This window comes from Achromobacter sp. NCFB-sbj8-Ac1-l, from assembly GCF_052695805.1.
Genome location: NZ_CP199812.1, coordinates 6,188,123 through 6,202,822 on the forward strand (window position 1 = coordinate 6,188,123; position 14,700 = coordinate 6,202,822).

The 14,700-nt window shown below is 68.2% G+C and carries 16 protein-coding genes; 9 read left to right on the forward strand and 7 right to left on the reverse strand.

Annotated features, from left to right (window positions below; genetic code table 11):
• The first annotated feature begins 6 nt into the window (after window positions 1-6).
• A complete protein-coding gene (locus ACUDP5_RS28360) occupies window positions 7-1,434 on the forward strand; it encodes an amidase (RefSeq protein WP_445657816.1) in 1,428 nt (475 codons plus the stop codon).
• 75 nt (window positions 1,435-1,509) lie between these two features.
• Here ACUDP5_RS28360 and metK read toward each other — a convergent pair whose 3' ends face one another.
• Window positions 1,510-2,673: a methionine adenosyltransferase gene (gene metK / locus ACUDP5_RS28365; protein WP_445657817.1), complete on the reverse strand. Its 1,164-nt coding sequence runs from the start codon at window positions 2,671-2,673 to the stop codon at window positions 1,510-1,512.
• A gap of 277 nt (window positions 2,674-2,950) precedes the next feature.
• On the opposite strand from metK, the gene ACUDP5_RS28370 reads away from it, so the two are divergent.
• Genes ACUDP5_RS28370 through xerC form a run of 5 tightly spaced genes read left to right on the forward strand, consistent with a single transcriptional unit; the run spans window position 2,951 to window position 7,408 of the window.
• Entirely contained in the window at window positions 2,951-3,817 is an 867-nt protein-coding gene (locus ACUDP5_RS28370) for a lysophospholipid acyltransferase family protein (protein ID WP_263912968.1), read from the forward strand.
• 47 nt (window positions 3,818-3,864) lie between these two features.
• Window positions 3,865-4,755: a lysophospholipid acyltransferase family protein gene (locus tag ACUDP5_RS28375; RefSeq protein ID WP_263912969.1), complete on the forward strand. Its 891-nt coding sequence runs from the start codon at window positions 3,865-3,867 to the stop codon at window positions 4,753-4,755.
• A 60-nt stretch (window positions 4,756-4,815) separates the two neighbouring features.
• Window positions 4,816-5,727, forward strand: coding sequence for a diaminopimelate epimerase (gene dapF / locus ACUDP5_RS28380; RefSeq protein WP_263912970.1), 912 nt, complete (start codon window positions 4,816-4,818; stop codon window positions 5,725-5,727).
• A 3-nt stretch (window positions 5,728-5,730) separates the two neighbouring features.
• Window positions 5,731-6,408 carry a DUF484 family protein gene (locus ACUDP5_RS28385; RefSeq protein WP_263912971.1) on the forward strand — a complete coding sequence of 226 codons (678 nt, stop codon included), beginning with the start codon at window positions 5,731-5,733 and terminating at the stop codon, window positions 6,406-6,408.
• A gap of 22 nt (window positions 6,409-6,430) precedes the next feature.
• Window positions 6,431-7,408, forward strand: a complete 978-nt coding sequence (gene xerC / locus ACUDP5_RS28390; protein ID WP_263912972.1) for a tyrosine recombinase XerC — start codon at window positions 6,431-6,433, stop codon at window positions 7,406-7,408.
• 10 nt (window positions 7,409-7,418) lie between these two features.
• On the opposite strand, the gene ACUDP5_RS28395 is transcribed toward xerC, so the two are convergent.
• The 6 genes from ACUDP5_RS28395 to ACUDP5_RS28420 are packed head-to-tail and all read right to left on the reverse strand — an operon-like array spanning window position 7,419 to window position 11,964.
• Window positions 7,419-8,513 carry a nickel/cobalt transporter gene (locus tag ACUDP5_RS28395; protein WP_445659223.1) on the reverse strand — a complete coding sequence of 365 codons (1,095 nt, stop codon included), beginning with the start codon at window positions 8,511-8,513 and terminating at the stop codon, window positions 7,419-7,421.
• Window positions 8,514-8,563: 50 nt separating this feature from the next.
• Window positions 8,564-9,157, reverse strand: coding sequence for a DUF1007 family protein (locus ACUDP5_RS28400; RefSeq protein WP_263913083.1), 594 nt, complete (start codon window positions 9,155-9,157; stop codon window positions 8,564-8,566).
• 50 nt (window positions 9,158-9,207) lie between these two features.
• Window positions 9,208-10,191: a metal ABC transporter substrate-binding protein gene (locus tag ACUDP5_RS28405; RefSeq protein WP_263912973.1), complete on the reverse strand. Its 984-nt coding sequence runs from the start codon at window positions 10,189-10,191 to the stop codon at window positions 9,208-9,210.
• Window positions 10,192-10,211: 20 nt separating this feature from the next.
• A complete protein-coding gene (locus ACUDP5_RS28410) occupies window positions 10,212-11,078 on the reverse strand; it encodes a metal ABC transporter permease (protein WP_263912974.1) in 867 nt (288 codons plus the stop codon).
• The gene (locus ACUDP5_RS28415) at window positions 11,075-11,797 is read right to left on the reverse strand and encodes a metal ABC transporter ATP-binding protein (protein ID WP_445657818.1); all 723 of its coding nucleotides are present in this window, start codon (window positions 11,795-11,797) and stop codon (window positions 11,075-11,077) included. Before ACUDP5_RS28415 ends, ACUDP5_RS28410 begins: the two co-directional genes overlap by 4 nt.
• Window positions 11,794-11,964 carry a hypothetical protein gene (locus ACUDP5_RS28420; protein ID WP_263912976.1) on the reverse strand — a complete coding sequence of 57 codons (171 nt, stop codon included), beginning with the start codon at window positions 11,962-11,964 and terminating at the stop codon, window positions 11,794-11,796. Before ACUDP5_RS28420 ends, ACUDP5_RS28415 begins: the two co-directional genes overlap by 4 nt.
• A gap of 151 nt (window positions 11,965-12,115) precedes the next feature.
• On the opposite strand from ACUDP5_RS28420, the gene ACUDP5_RS28425 reads away from it, so the two are divergent.
• The 3 genes from ACUDP5_RS28425 to dksA all read left to right on the forward strand — a co-directional run bounded on the left by ACUDP5_RS28425 (window position 12,116) and on the right by dksA (window position 14,633).
• Window positions 12,116-12,619, forward strand: a complete 504-nt coding sequence (locus ACUDP5_RS28425; RefSeq protein WP_006224833.1) for a Fur family transcriptional regulator — start codon at window positions 12,116-12,118, stop codon at window positions 12,617-12,619.
• Between the two features lie 288 nt (window positions 12,620-12,907).
• Window positions 12,908-14,041, forward strand: coding sequence for a CobW family GTP-binding protein (locus tag ACUDP5_RS28430; RefSeq protein WP_445657819.1), 1,134 nt, complete (start codon window positions 12,908-12,910; stop codon window positions 14,039-14,041).
• Between the two features lie 127 nt (window positions 14,042-14,168).
• A complete protein-coding gene (gene dksA, locus ACUDP5_RS28435; RefSeq protein ID WP_006216410.1) occupies window positions 14,169-14,633 on the forward strand; it encodes an RNA polymerase-binding protein DksA in 465 nt (154 codons plus the stop codon).
• The last annotated feature ends 67 nt before the right edge of the window (window positions 14,634-14,700 follow it).

Below are 14,700 nucleotides of genomic sequence, written 5' to 3' on the forward strand. Positions count from 1 at the left end.
AGAGCCATGCCAGACCAAGATACCGCCCTGCATTTCCGAGAAGCCCGCGAACTCGCCCGCGCCATCCGCGACGGCGAATTGACGTCGCGCCAGGTCACCACCCACTTCCTGGACCGCATCGAACGCGCGCCGCAGCTCGCCGCCTACAGCGAAGTCACCGCCGAACGCGCGCTGGCCCAGGCCGACGCGGCCGATCGCCTGCAAGCCGCGGGCATCTCGATGGGCCCCCTGCACGGCGTGCCGGTGGCGGTGAAAGACAGCGTGCAATGGGCAGGCACCACGATCAGCGGAGGGTCACAGACCCGCCGCGGCGTGGTCAGCGACGAGACATCCGCCGCCGCCCACGGGCTGGCCGCGCAGGGCATGCCCATTCTGGGCAAGACCCGCATGACCGAATTCGCGTTCGGCCTGTCCGGCCAGAACCCCACGCAAGGCACCGCCCGCAACCCCTGGGACGCCCGCGAAGCGCGCGCGCCGGGCGGCTCGTCCAGCGGCGCCGGCGTGGCCGTGGGCGCCGGCCTGGCGCCGTTGGCGCTGGGCGGCGACACGGGCGGTTCAGTGCGCGCTCCGGCGGCGCTGAACGGCGTGGTCGGCTACAAGCCGTCGTCCGGCGTCATCAGCCGCGCCGGCTGTCTGCCGCTGTCCGACACCCTGGATGTGCTGGGCCCCATCGCCCGCAGCGTGGCGGACGCACGCCTGTTGACGCAGTTGCTGGCCGGCCCGGATGTCGATGACGCCGCCACACTGGCGCTGCCGCCCGCCTGCATCACAGCCCTGCGCCGCCCCGCCGCACGTCGGCGTGCGTCGGTAGCGGTATTGGCCCCGCAAGCCTGGCCGGCCCCGCTGACCGACGAAGGCCTGCGCATCTGGCACGACGCCCAGGAAAGCCTGGACCAGGCCGGCTGCACGCCCGAAGCCTGGCATCCGCCCGCCACGCTGTCGTTTGCCCGCATGGCAGACGACAACTCGCTGGTGCTCGCCTACGAGGCCTATCGCTACTATGGCGCCTTGGCCGAAGACCCTGCGCAACCGCTGTGGGAAGTGGTGCGCGCCCGCATTGCCGCGGGCGGCCGCATCAGCCATGCCGACTACGAAGCCGCACTCACGCGCCGCCAGGCCGACATGGCCGCGTTCGCCGCCGCCATGCAGGGGCTGGACGCCCTGCTGATGCCCGCCTGCGACCAGGCCGCGCAACCGCTGGACGCGGCCGACATCCGCCACACCGGCCTGGGCAAACTGTTGCGCCCGGCCAACTTCCTGGGCGCCGCGGCCATCGCCCTGCCGGCCGGCTTCGACGCCGACGGCATGCCGCTGGCCGTGCAGCTGCTCGCCCCCGCGGGCAGCGACGCCGCCATGCTGGATTGCGCCGCGGCCATCGAACGGGTGCTGGCGCCCGTTCCGCGTACCCCTGACCTGTCCGCCTGGGGACTGTAGCCCCGGTTGCTGCCCACAAAGAAAAGCGCCCCTGCAAGTTCATGCAGGGGCGCTTTTTTGCTGGAAGCGGGCAGCTTAGAGCGCCTTCTTCAGTTCCTGGACCTTGTCCGTGGCTTCCCACGAGAATTCCGGCTCGGAACGGCCAAAGTGGCCATAGGCGGCGGTCTTGGTGTAGATCGGGCGCAGCAGGTCGAGCATGTTCACGATGCCCTTCGGACGCAGGTCGAAGTGCTCGCGCACCAGCTTGGCGATCTGGTCGTCGGGAATGACGCCGGTGCCTTCGGTGTAGACGGTGATGTTGATGGGCTCGGCCACGCCGATGGCGTAGCTGACCTGCACCTGGCACTGGCGCGCCAGGCCGGCGGCCACGATGTTCTTGGCCACGTAGCGGGCGGCGTAGGCAGCCGAGCGGTCGACCTTGGACGGATCCTTGCCCGAGAACGCGCCGCCGCCGTGCGGGCATGCGCCGCCGTAGGTGTCGACGATGATCTTGCGGCCGGTCAGGCCGCAATCGCCTTGCGGGCCGCCGATGACGAAGCGGCCGGTCGGGTTGACCAGGAACTTGGTCTGGGGCGTGATCAGGCCTTCGGGGAAGCTGGGCTTGATGATGTCTTCGATGACGGCTTCGCGGATGGTTTCCTGCGTGACGTCGGGCGCGTGCTGGGTCGACAGCACCACGGTGTCGACTTCAGCCGGGCGGCCGTCGATGTAGCGGAAGGTCACTTGCGACTTGGCGTCCGGGCGCAGCCACGGCAGGCGGCCGTCCTTGCGCAGTTCGCTCTGGCGCTGCACCAGGCGGTGCGCGTACCAGATCGGGGCGGGCATCAGGTCGGGGGTTTCGTCGCAGGCGTAGCCGAACATCAGGCCTTGGTCGCCCGCGCCCTGGTTCAGGTAGTCTTCCGAGCTGCGGTCCACGCCCTGGGCGATGTCCGGCGACTGCTTGTCGTAGGCGACCAGCACCGCGCAACCCTTGTAGTCGATGCCGTATTCGGTGTTGTCGTAGCCGATGCGGCGGATCGTGTCGCGTGCAACCTGGATGTAGTCGACGTTGGCGGTGGTGGTGATTTCACCGGCCAGCACGACCAGACCCGTGTTGCACAGGGTTTCGGCGGCGACGCGCGCGTTGGGGTCCTGGGTGAAGATGGCGTCCAGAATCGCGTCGGAAATCTGGTCGGCGACCTTGTCGGGGTGCCCTTCGGAAACGGATTCGGAAGTGAAGAGAAAGTCGTTGTTGGCCACAGATGCGTCCTTTCGTGTCCGGCACAGCCGGAACATAGGTTCACGAGGCGCGTAGCACCCCGGACTGCATTGACATACGCTGATCTGGGCGCGACGCTTTAGCGGATTTGGCAAGAGACGCGCAATGCGCTGCCCCCCTGCCGTCGCCCCGCAAGTTGTCGGTTAACTCGGCGACCTGCCGATTTTAAGCGAAAATGCCGTACTTATGCTTGTGCCGGGGGTGGGGTCTTTCCCGCGAGCACAGGCATTACCATGCCCGATCTCACCCCTTTGCCGCATGCTGCTCGCCCTGTTTCGCCTGTTTGCCTCCTTGCCCCTGCCCGTCGCGCACGCGCTGGGGCGCCTGCTCGGCCGCGTCGCCTATGCGTTCCCGGGCAAGTACCGGCGCCGCCTGCAGGCCAATGCGGCGCAGGCCGGCTACCCCGGCGCGGCCTTCGCCCGCCAGGCCGCCGGCGAGGCCGGCGCGATGATCCTCGAAATGCCCCGGGTCTGGTTCCGCAATGAGCAAAGCCTGGCCCAGGTCGTGTCGGACGACAATGCGGTCGTGGACGCTGCCCGCGCCGAAAACCGCGGCATCCTGTTCCTGACCCCGCACTTGGGCTGCTTCGAGATCACCGCCCGCTACCTGGCCCGCCAGATGCCCATGACCGTGATGTTCCGCCCGCCTCGCAAGGACATCCTGGCGCCGCTGCTGGAAACCGCGCGCAACAGTTCGGCCGTCATTGCCGTACCCGCCACCATGCAGGGCGTACGCGAATTCGTACGCGCCCTGCGCCGCGGCGAATCGGTCGGCATGCTGCCCGACCAGGCCCCGGGCGTCGGCGACGGCGTCTGGGCACCGTTCTTCGGCCGCATGGCCTACACCATGACCCTGCCCGGCAAGCTGGCCAGCCAGACCGGCGTGCCGATCATCCTGACCGCTGGCGAACGCCTGCCCGGTGGCCGCGGCTGGCGCATCCACTACGTGCGCGTGCCCGAGCCCCTGCCCGCCGACCCGCAGGCCCAGGCCGCGCTGCTGAACGCCGCCATGGAAACCCTGATCCGCCGCTGCCCGCGGCAATACCTCTGGAGCTACAACCGCTATAAGACCCCGCGCGGCGCACCGCCCGCGCCCGTCGACGGCGCCGCGGCCGAGCCCGGCTGACGCCCGCGCCCCCTCCGCCGCCCTGGTCTTATGCCCCTATTTTGCCCATGAACGAATCCAAAACGCGCACGCTGGTTTCCCTGCTGAAATGGTTCGGCCGCATGCGGCCCGCCACGCGCCAACGCATCGGCGCCACGCTCGGCTGGCTGGCCATGCGCCTGGCCAAATCGCGCACCCGCATCGTGCGCCGCAACCTCGAACTGTGCTTTCCCGACCAGCCTGAAGCCGTGCGCGAACGCTGGGTGCGTGAACATTTCCGCGCCCTGGCGCAATCCATCGTCGACCGCGGCGTGCTCTGGTACGGCACGCCCGAGGCCATCAAGGACATGGTCACCCAGAGCGGCGCCGAACGCATCAACGAACTCACCGCCCAGGGCCGCAGCGTCATCCTGCTGGCCCCCCATTTCATCGGCCTGGATGCCGCCGCCACCCGGCTCACCATGGAAGTGCCCAGCGCGGCCACCATGTACACCCCGCAAAGCGACCCGCACATCGACGCCGTCGTGGCCGCCGGGCGCGCCCGCTTCAACGAAGTCTTCCTGGTCAGCCGCAAGGACGGCGTACGCGAACTGATCCGCCACCTGCGCGCCCCGCGCCCGGTGTACTACCTGCCGGACATGGACTTCGGCCGCCAGGGCGCCGTGTTCGCGCCGTTCTTCGGCGTCCAGGCCGCCACCTTGCTGGCGACCGCCCAGCTGGCCAAGAAGTGGGACGCTGCCGTGCTGCCCATCCTGGATTTCTGGAACCCCGAAACCGGTCGTTACCACGCCGAAGTCCTGCCACCGCTGGAGAACTTCCCCGGCGACGACTCGCTCGAAGAGGCCACCGCCCGCCTGAACCGCGAACTCGAGGCCTGGGTGCGCCGCTGCCCCAGCCAGTACTACTGGGTCCATCGCCGCTTCAAGACCCGGCCGCCGGGCGAAGCCAAGATCTACTAGGCCACCGCCCCCGCCGCGGACAGATCGACTGCGGCGGCGCGCCCGGTTTCCCGAGCCAGAATGGGCGATAATCCCCCCATGAACTGGAACTTCACCAAAATGCATGGCGCAGGCAACGACTTCGTCGTGCTCGACGGCGTTCGCCAAGTCATCGACATGACGCCCGAACGCGCCCGCGCGCTGGGCGACCGGCACTTCGGCATCGGCGCCGACCAGATCCTGCTGGTCGAACGCGCCACGCGCCCCGACGCCGACTTCCGCTACCGCATCTTCAACTCCGACGGCAGCGAGGTCGAACACTGCGGCAACGGCGCGCGCTGCTTCGTGCGCTTCGTGCACGAGCAGGGCCTGTCCGACCGCAATCCGCTGCGCGCCGAGATCGCCACGGGCATCCTCGTCCTGGACGAAGGCGACGACGAACAAGTCACGGTCGACATGGGCAGCACCCGCTTCGACCCGGCCGCCCTGCCGTTCGACACCGCCGGCCTGGCCTCGCACGCCGAAGGCCAGGACACCCTGTGGGAACTGCCGCTGGATACGCCCGCCGGCCTGCCGCGCAGCGTCAGCCTCTCGGCCGTGGCCATCTCCAACCCGCACGCGGTGCAGGTGGTCGACAACGTCGACACCGCCCCCGTCGCCATCGTCGGCCCGCTGGTCGAGACCCACCCGCGCTTTGCGCGCCGGGTCAACGCCGGCTTCATGCAAGTCGTCGATCGCCACAACATCCGGCTGCGCGTGCACGAACGCGGCGCCGGCGAAACCCTGGCTTGCGGCACCGGCGCCTGCGCCGCCGTCGCGGCCGGCATCCGCCGTGGCCTGCTCGATTCCCCGGTGCGCGTGCAAACGCGCGGCGGCGTGCTGACCATCGCCTGGACCGACGGCCAGTTGCGCATGACCGGCCCGGCCGAATCCGTCTTCACGGGGCAGGTCGACATCGACAAGCTCGTCTTCTCCATGGCGCTGAACCGATAACCCATGACCGATACCGCTTTCACCGCCCAGGACATCGCCAATTTCCTGCAGGAACACCCCGGCTTCTTCGATGCACACGCCGACGTCTTCGCGACGCTGCAAGTGCCGCATCCGCATGGGTCGCGCGCCATTTCTCTGGGCGAACGCCAGATCCTCACGCTGCGCGAACGCAATCGCGAACTCGAATGGCGCCTGAACGAACTGGTGCACAACGCCACCGCCAATGAAACCATCGGCGGCCATGTCGCCAAATGGTGCTGCCGCCTGCTGTCCGAAAACGATCCTCAGCTCCTGCCCGGCGAAATCGCCCTGGGCCTGGCCGAGCAGTTCGACATCAACCACGTCGCGCTGCGCCTGTGGAACCTGCCCGACCTGCCCGAAACTGGCTACGGCGAACCCGTCACGCAAGACGTGCGCACGTTCGCCGACAGCCTGAAAACGCCGTATTGCGGCACCGATACCGCCTTCGAAGCCGCCGGCTGGCTCGATGCCAAGCCCAAGTCGCTGGCCCTGGTGCCGCTGCGCCTGGAAGCCGATGGCGCCAGCGTCGGCCTGCTGGTGCTGGGCTCGGACGACGCCGAACGCTTCACGCCCGACATGGGCACGGCGTTCCTCGAATCCATCGGCCAACTGGCCTCGGCCGCGCTGCACCGGCTGAACCCGGCCGCCCCCAAGGCCTGACCCCATGAAGGCGGGGGCTCCCATGCAGGCACCGCAAGCACCGGACGCCCCCCTGCCCGACCCGATGGTCGCCTGGCTACGCCATCTGGAAGCCAACCGCCGCTATTCCCCGCATACGCTCGACGGCTACCGGCGAGAACTGCACTTCCTGCGCGACCTGGCCGAACGCGCCAAGCTGCCGCTGGACACCCTGGGCAACGGCCACATCCGCCAGTTCGTGGCGCGGCTGCACGCCCAGGGCCGCGGCCCGCGCAGCCTGGCACGCACGTTGGCAGCGTGGCGCGGCTTCTATCAGTGGTGGGCGCCGGTCGTCGGCCTGGCCGGCAATCCCGTCGCCGGCGTACGCGCCCCCAAGGCGCCTCGCGGCCTGCCCAAGGCCCTGTCGGTCGAACAGACCCAGGCCCTGCTCGACCGCCCCCAGGCGCAGGTCGCCACCGAGCCCGCCGCGCTGCGCGACCAGGCCATGTTCGAATTGCTCTATTCGAGCGGGCTGCGCCTTTCTGAACTGGTGGGGCTGGACCTGCGCTACGAGCGCTCGACCCAGTACGAATCACGCGGCTGGCTCAACCTGGACGATGCCGAAGTCATCGTGCTGGGCAAGGGCGGCAAGCGCCGTTCGGTGCCGGTAGGCCAGGCGGCCCTGGTGGCGTTGCGACGCTGGATCGAAGTCCGCCCACAGTTGGCTCCGCCCGCCGCGCAGCCCGAAGATGCGGCCGCGCTGTTCCTGGGCGCGCGCGGACGACGCATCTCGCCGCGCGTGGTGCAGCTGCAACTGGCGCAGATCGCGCAGACCGCCGGCCTGCCCACCCATGTGCATCCGCACGTGCTGCGTCACAGCTTCGCCAGCCACGTGCTGCAATCCGCCCAGGACCTGCGTGCCGTCCAGGAAATGCTGGGCCACGCCAACATTTCCACCACCCAGATCTACACCCGGCTCGACTTCCAGCACCTGGCTCGCGCGTACGATCAGGCGCATCCACGCGCCGGCCGCAAATCCTGACGCTGGCCGCTCAGCCGCCGCCCGCCAGCATTCCGCCCAAGAGCAGCACACCCAACGCCAATACGGCCAGGGCAGCCAGGGCTTCCACGCCATAGCGCAGCCGCGCCGCGCCCACGCTGGACAGTCGGCCGCCCAGGGCCGTTGCCGCCCCACCCGCGGCCACCGCCAGGCAAGCCAGCGCGGCGACCGTCAACCCCGTGCCCAGGCCCATCGCCAATGCCGACGCCACGCCCGCCAGAAAGAATCCCTGCGACAACGCGAACACCAGCACGATCAACGCGCCGCTGCACGGTCGCAACCCCACGGCCAGGATCGCCGACCCGGCACGTCGCCAATTCAAGGGCCCGGCCACCTGCTCCGGCGGCGGCACATGGGCATGGCCGCAACCGCAGTCGTCGAGATGATGATGCGCATGATCGTGCGCAGCGCCGTGCAGTGCGCTCGGCAACGCAACTGCGGCAGAGCCCTGCCGCACAGGCGCCGCCTGCACCGAAATGGCCCGCAACGCCGCAGCCCCCTTCAAGGCCGGGCGGGGCGTGGCGGCCGCGGACGGCCCTGGCCCATGAATGCCAAGCTCGGCGGGCGGCACCGCTAAGGCGCGCCGCCGCCGCAACGGCCGCAGCGCCTTGACCCACACCAGCCTCGCGCCCAACAACGTCACCAACGCATACGAGGCCAGCTCCAACCAGCGCGTCGCCTGGTTCATGGTCGCTGCCGTCGCGTTGAAGACAAGCGCCAGCACAGCCACCATCGCGATCGCCACCAGCGCCTGCACCAGCGACGACACCAGGGCCAGCAGGGCGCCATTGCGCGCGGTCTGCCGGTTGGCCACGACATATGAGGAAATCACCGCCTTGCCGTGCCCCGGCCCCAGCGCGTGGAACACGCCGTACGCGAACGACAGGCCGATCAGCATCCAGGCCGCGCCGCCGTCCGCCTGCCAGGCTCGTACCGCGCCCGTCAGCTGACGGTAGAAATGGCTTTGCCACACCGACACCTGGCCGAAAAAGCTCGCCAGCCAGCTTGGCCCGCTCATGCCCGCACCGCTTTCCGGCACGCCAAACGGATGCGCACCCTGCGCGTTGGCCGTCCCGGTCCAGGCCATGACGGCCAACGCCAACAGCCACGCGCAGGCGGCGGCCGCACCGCCCGCCGTCAGGCGCATTGCACCTCGATGCGGTGCGTCAGCCCCTTGGTGATGGCGAAAAGCTCTTCCGGCAGTGCGTCCGGATCGGCCGGGATCGCGGCCAGCTGCTGCATGGTGTTCCAATCCAGTTCCTTCGGCTTGCGGTAAGCCGGCTTGCAGGCCGCCGCGCCGGGGCCACCCAGCGTGACAGCGCCCTTTTCGTCAAAGGCGTAGGCCACGAAATAGGTCGGGTCGTAGATGTCCACCTGGGCGCCTGCGGCGTCCAGCGCCGCGGGCTCGGCCAGCGGCAAGGTGAATGCCAGGGCCAGACGGCCCGTCTTGGGGTTCCAGGTCACGCGCGCATCACGCGGCGCGGCGAACGCCGCGGTCTTGCCCGCCACCGTGACCCGCGTGAAATAGTGCGACACCGGCTCGCCCAGCGCCTTCATCCAGTCTTCTGCCATGCCTTTCAAGGTGTCGTCGGCGAGCGTGCCGCCCTTGCCCTTCTTCAGGCCTTGCGTGGCATAGGCGCCAAACATCTCGTCGAACAGCCAGACCTGCCGCACCGCGGTGATCCGGTGCTGCTCGTCCAGGTCGACCACCGCGCGGGCGTCGATCCACATGTGCGGGTGGGCGTTGGCGGCGCTGGCCGCCAACGCGCCCGTCACGGCAATCAGGGCTGCAAGGCCGCGGCGAGCTGACGTACGTTCCATTCAAACATTTCCAGGTAGGTGGCGCCGGGTTGTCCGGGCTTGGACAGCGCATCGGAATAAAGCGTACCACCCACCTTGGCGCCCGTTTCGCGCGCGATCTGCTGCACCAGGCGCGGGCTGGTGATGTTCTCGACAAACACCGCCGGCACCTTCTCGCGCTTGACCTGTTCAATGATGCGCGCCACGTCACCGGCCGCAGGTTCGGCCGCGGTCGACATGCCCACCGCAGAAATGAATTCCACCCCATAGGCGTCACCGAAATAGCCGAACGCATCATGCGACGTCACGACCTTGCGGCGTTCCGCGGGAATCGCCGCAAAGGTCTTGCGCACCGACGCGTCGGCGGCCTGGATGCGAGCGATGTAGGCATCGGCGCGCTTGCGATAGGCGTCGGCATGGACCGGGTCCGCGGCGGCCAGGCCGTCTGCCACGTTGCGCGCGTAGATCACGCCGTTGGCCAGGTTCTGCCAGGCGTGCGGATCGGCGTCGCCGTGGCTGTGGCCCGCGTCGCCATGGGCGTGGGCGGCGTGGTCATGATCGTGGTCCTTGCCGCCGTGATCGTGGCCGTGCCCGGCGAACTTGCGCGCCGCGACCCCTTTGGACGCCACCACGGTCTGGCCCGAAAAGCCGGACGCCTTGACCAGCCTGGGCAGCCAGGCCTCGAAATCCAGCCCGTTCACGAACAGCACTTTCGCGGCCGCCAGTTTCTTGGCATCCGCAGGCGTAGGCTCGTATTCATGGGCATCGCCGTCCGGTCCGACCAACGTCGTCAACTGCACGTCTTCGCCGCCCACTTCGCGCACGATGTCGCCCAGGATGGAAAAGCTGGCAACGGCCTGCAACGGCTGGGCGGCATGCGCCAGGCCGAAGGCCGCGGACAGCCACAGGCCGGCAGCGGCCAGCAAGGCGCGGCGGCGCGACAGCGCCAGCGATAGGGAAGTCATAGCAAATCTCCTTGAGGGGATCAGGCCCGGCGCGATCTGCGCGGCGCCCGCAGCAACCCGCCTTGCGGGCCGCAAACGATGGAAAACAGGTAACAGACGCCGGCGGCCAGGATGATCGCGGGCGAGGCCGGCACATTGAAGTGATACGAAACCAGCAGGCCGGCGACCGATGCGGCCACGCCAACCCCTGCCGCCAACGGGATCTGCCCTGCTGCCGAACGCAGCCAGAAGCGCGCCGCGGCGGCCGGCAGCATCATGATGCCGACCACCATCAAGGTGCCCAGCACCTGGAAACCCGCCACCAGATTCACCACCACCAGCACCAGGAAGCCCATGTGCACCCAACCGCCGCGCCCGCCGCTGGCCCGCAGAAAGCCCGGGTCCAGGCATTCCGCCACCAGCATCCGGTACAGCGCCGCCAGGACCACCAGCGTGACGCTGGCCGTCGCCGTCACCAGCAGCAGCGCGGCGTCATCCAGCCCCAGCACGGTGCCGAACAGCACATGCAGCAGATCCATGTTGGAGCCACGCAGCGACACCAGCAGCACCCCCAGGCCCAGCGAGATCAAATAGAAGGCGGCGAAACTGGCGTCTTCGCGCAGCGGCGTCAGCCGCGCCACCAGGCCCGCCAGCAACGCCACGGCCAGGCCGGTGGCGATGCCGCCCAGCATCATCGCGCCCAGCGACAGCCCGGACAGCAGGAAACCCGCCGCCACGCCCGGCAGGATGGCGTGCGACATTGCGTCGCCCATCAGGCTCATGCGGCGCAAGACCAGGAACACCCCCAGCGGCGCGGCCCCCAGCGACAAGGCGCAGGCCCCGGCCAGCGCGCGGCGCATGAAACCGTAATCAAGAAAAGGCGACACGACCCATTGCAGCGCGCTCATGCGAACGCCCCCACGTGCCATTGGCGTGCCGTCTTCAGGTTCTTGTCGCACAGCGCAGCCTCGGTATCGCCCCAGGCCACCACCGAGCCGGACAGCAGCAGGCACTGCGGAAAATGACCGCGCACCATGTCCAGGTCATGCAGCACGGTGATCACGGTACGACCCTGGCCATGCAGGCCGCAGAGCAACGCCATCAGGTCATCGGCGGTGTGGCTGTCCACCGCGGCGAAGGGCTCGTCCAGCAGCAGCACCGGCGCATCCTGCACCAGCATCCGTGCGAACAGCGTGCGCTGCATCTGCCCGCCAGACAGCGTGTCCACCGCGCGTCCGGCCATGCCTGCCAGGCCCACCGTATCCAGCGCATGCAGGCAGCGGTCGATTTCCTCGGCCCCGTAGCGCCGCCAGGCGCCGACCCGGCGCCACGCGCCCATTGCCACCAGGTCCAGCACCGACACGGGAAACGATCGGTCCAGTTCGGCCGCCTGGGGCAGCCAGGCCAGTTCCGAACGGCCGGCCCCACCGACGGTGACGCTGCCTGACAACGGCCGCAGCACCCCCATGATGCCCTTGATCAGCGTCGACTTGCCGGCCCCGTTCGGCCCGACCACGGCGGTCATCGCACCCGGCTCGAAACGACCCGACACGCCGCGCAGGGCCGCGTGCCCATGCCAGCCGAAGGACGCGTCCTGCAGTTCGATGGCGACCGGCACGGCGCTCATCGGGGCCACCAGTCCATCGCCCAGCCGGTCAGGGCCCACAGCGCCGCGGCCGCGGCCAGCGCATAGGCCATGCGGCGCCAGGCAGAGGCCAGGAAGCTGGAGCGGGAAAGCGTGCCCGCCCCCGGCGCGGCGCCGGGCCGCGGGGGCAAAAGCGTGAAGTGAGACATGAAACCGGCAGGCTGCGAAACAGATTTATTATGTTATATCATAACTAACAAGGCTTGAAAGGGCGCCTTTCGCCCGCATCAGGGTGTTTTCTGCTACCTTCCTGGCATCTCGCGCGCGTCGCGCGCGTCCCTAATTCAGATGAAGCCCGCCATGCCCGCTCCGCCCCGTTCCCCCCGCAGCGACACCGTAGGCGCCCAGCTCAGCGTCGCCGAGACGTTGTGCGAACAACGCGGCCGCCGCCTCACCCCCATCCGCCGCAAGGTGCTGGAACTGCTGCTGCGCCACGGCCGCAGCCTGAAGGCCTACGAACTGCTGGACGCCATGCGCGAAGTCCACCCCGGCGCCGCGCCTCCCACGGTGTACCGCGCCCTGGACTTCCTGATGGATGAAGGCCTGATCCACCGCCTGGACGCGGTCAACGCCTGGAGCGCCTGCCATGATGCCGGCGGCGCACCGCATGACCTGCTGGTGGTCTGTACCGGCTGCGGCGCGGTGGCCGAAGTCTCCGACCCCGCCATGAGCCGCCAGTTGGCCGAACGCGTCGCCCAGACGGGCTACGCCCTGGCCACCCACGAAACCGAGATCCGGGCCCTGTGCCCGCAGTGCCAGCAGAAGCAGCCCGCCGACGCCGGCCACCACCACCATCACCACTGAGGCGCCCGATACGCGCCTGTCGCAGGGCAGGCGCAAGGGCCCTGGCCGGCAATCCTGGCCCCCGCCTGATCCGGACCTTGAAATCCGGAAAATTGCCCCAAAATAGTGATATCGCCCGATACTTGACGGCGTACAGCCGCGATCTGGGCGGCTCTGGCCCCCGGGTTGGCCCGGGGTTTGCCCCCTGCCCCCGACTGTGCTGTAATCCTGCGTCCGGCCGCTATAGGCGGCCCTCGCAGCCTGTGGCAGCGACTCTTCGCCGCCTTACTTCACGCAAGCAGCTTCGCCATGAACACCCCGCGCAGTTTGGACAAAATGGTTCCCGTCACCATCCTCACCGGCTTTCTCGGTGCGGGCAAGACCACCCTGCTCAAACGTATCCTGACCGAATTCCACGGCCGCCGTGTCGCGGTCATCGAAAACGAGTTCGGGCCGGAAAGCATCGACAACGACCTGCTGGTCCAGGACAGCGATGAAGAAATCATCGAACTGTCCAACGGCTGCGTCTGCTGCACGGTGCGGGGCGACCTGATGCGCACCCTGTCCGAGCTGCGCGCCAAGCGTGAAGCCGGCACCCTGAATTTCGAACGCGTCATCCTGGAAACCACCGGCATGGCCAACCCCGGCCCGGTGTGCCAGACGTTCTTCATGGACGACGACATCGCCGAGTACTACCGCCTGGACGCGGTGGTCACGGTGGTCGACGCCAAGCACGGCATGGCCACGCTGGACGAGCAGCCCGAAGCCCAGAAGCAGGTCGGGTTCGCGGACCGCATCCTGATTTCCAAGAAAGACCTGGTCAACGAAGTCGACTACGAAGCGCTGCGCAACCGCCTGGTGCACATGAACCCGCGCGCGCCCATCACCGCGGTCAACTTCGGCGACGCCGACCTGAAGTCCATCATCGACATCAGCGGCTTCAACCTGAATTCCATTCTCGACATCGACCCGGAATTCCTGGCCGATGAGCACCCCGACGCCGCCCACAGCCATGCCCACGGGCACGACCATGGGCACGACCATGGGCACGATCACGGCCATGATCATGACCACGGTCACGACCACGACGGCGACTGCGGGGCGCATTGCAATCACGCACATCATCACCACCACAAACACGACGATGAAATCGGCGCGTTCGTGTTCCGTTCCAACAAGCCGTTCGATCCCGCTCGCCTTGAGGAATTCCTGGGTGGCGTGGTGCAGGTCTATGGTCCCGACCTGCTGCGCTACAAGGGCATCCTGTACATGAAGGGCATCAACCGCCGCATGTTGTTCCAGGGTGTGCACATGATGATGGGCGCCGAACCCGGCAAACCGTGGACCGCGGCCGAAAAACCGTCCACCAAGATGGTCTTCATCGGACGCAAGCTGCCCCAGGAAATTTTCACCCGGGGCTTGGAGCAGTGCCTGGCGGGGTAATCCCCTTTTTGGATACGTGACTCGATGCGACGAAGGCAGTACTGTGAGGTACGGATAGCGTAGGCAGCAAGCACACGGACCGGGAAGAACCGCCCGCGCCAGGATCGATTCATAGTGGAGTGTTTTCATGGCTACCAAGGCAGCAACCAAAAAATCAAGCAAGTCGACGAGCGATACGGCGATTGATCTGCCCAGCGAGAAGGAATTGCTGGCCATGCCCGAGTCCGACTACATGAACGAACGCCAGCTGGCTTTCTTCAAGGAACGGCTCAAACAACTCGAACAGGACATCCTGGCCAACGCCGGCGAAACCACCGAGCACCTGCGCGAAACGCAGTTCGTGCCCGATCCCGCCGACCGCGCCACCATCGAGGAAGAACACGCCCTTGAGCTGCGTACCCGCGACCGCGAACGCAAGCTGCTGAAAAAGGTGCAACAGTCCATCGCCCGCATCGACAGCGGTGAATACGGCTGGTGTGAAGAAACGGGCGAACCCATCGGCGTTCCGCGCCTGTTGGCCCGCCCCACCGCCACGCTGTCGCTCGAAGCCCAAGAGCGCCGCGAAATGCGCCAGAAGCTGTACGGCGACTGATCCGTCCCGTTTTCCGGCGTCACCCTGAAAGGCTATGCTGGCCCCAGCATGGCCTTTTTTATTGGCG

Coding starts and splice junctions, on each gene's coding strand:
- ACUDP5_RS28360 (WP_445657816.1), top strand. CDS start 7: ATGCCAGACCAAGATACCGCCCTGCATTTCCGAGAAGCCCGCGAACTC.
- ACUDP5_RS28370 (WP_263912968.1), top strand. CDS start 2,951: ATGCTGCTCGCCCTGTTTCGCCTGTTTGCCTCCTTGCCCCTGCCCGTC.
- ACUDP5_RS28375 (WP_263912969.1), top strand. CDS start 3,865: ATGAACGAATCCAAAACGCGCACGCTGGTTTCCCTGCTGAAATGGTTC.
- dapF (WP_263912970.1), top strand. CDS start 4,816: ATGGGCGATAATCCCCCCATGAACTGGAACTTCACCAAAATGCATGGC.
- ACUDP5_RS28385 (WP_263912971.1), top strand. CDS start 5,731: ATGACCGATACCGCTTTCACCGCCCAGGACATCGCCAATTTCCTGCAG.
- xerC (WP_263912972.1), top strand. CDS start 6,431: ATGCAGGCACCGCAAGCACCGGACGCCCCCCTGCCCGACCCGATGGTC.
- ACUDP5_RS28395 (WP_445659223.1), bottom strand. CDS start 8,513: ATGGCCTGGACCGGGACGGCCAACGCGCAGGGTGCGCATCCGTTTGGC.
- ACUDP5_RS28400 (WP_263913083.1), bottom strand. CDS start 9,157: ATGTGGATCGACGCCCGCGCGGTGGTCGACCTGGACGAGCAGCACCGG.
- ACUDP5_RS28405 (WP_263912973.1), bottom strand. CDS start 10,191: ATGACTTCCCTATCGCTGGCGCTGTCGCGCCGCCGCGCCTTGCTGGCC.
- ACUDP5_RS28410 (WP_263912974.1), bottom strand. CDS start 11,078: ATGAGCGCGCTGCAATGGGTCGTGTCGCCTTTTCTTGATTACGGTTTC.
- ACUDP5_RS28415 (WP_445657818.1), bottom strand. CDS start 11,797: ATGAGCGCCGTGCCGGTCGCCATCGAACTGCAGGACGCGTCCTTCGGC.
- ACUDP5_RS28420 (WP_263912976.1), bottom strand. CDS start 11,964: ATGTCTCACTTCACGCTTTTGCCCCCGCGGCCCGGCGCCGCGCCGGGG.
- ACUDP5_RS28425 (WP_006224833.1), top strand. CDS start 12,116: ATGCCCGCTCCGCCCCGTTCCCCCCGCAGCGACACCGTAGGCGCCCAG.
- ACUDP5_RS28430 (WP_445657819.1), top strand. CDS start 12,908: ATGAACACCCCGCGCAGTTTGGACAAAATGGTTCCCGTCACCATCCTC.
- dksA (WP_006216410.1), top strand. CDS start 14,169: ATGGCTACCAAGGCAGCAACCAAAAAATCAAGCAAGTCGACGAGCGAT.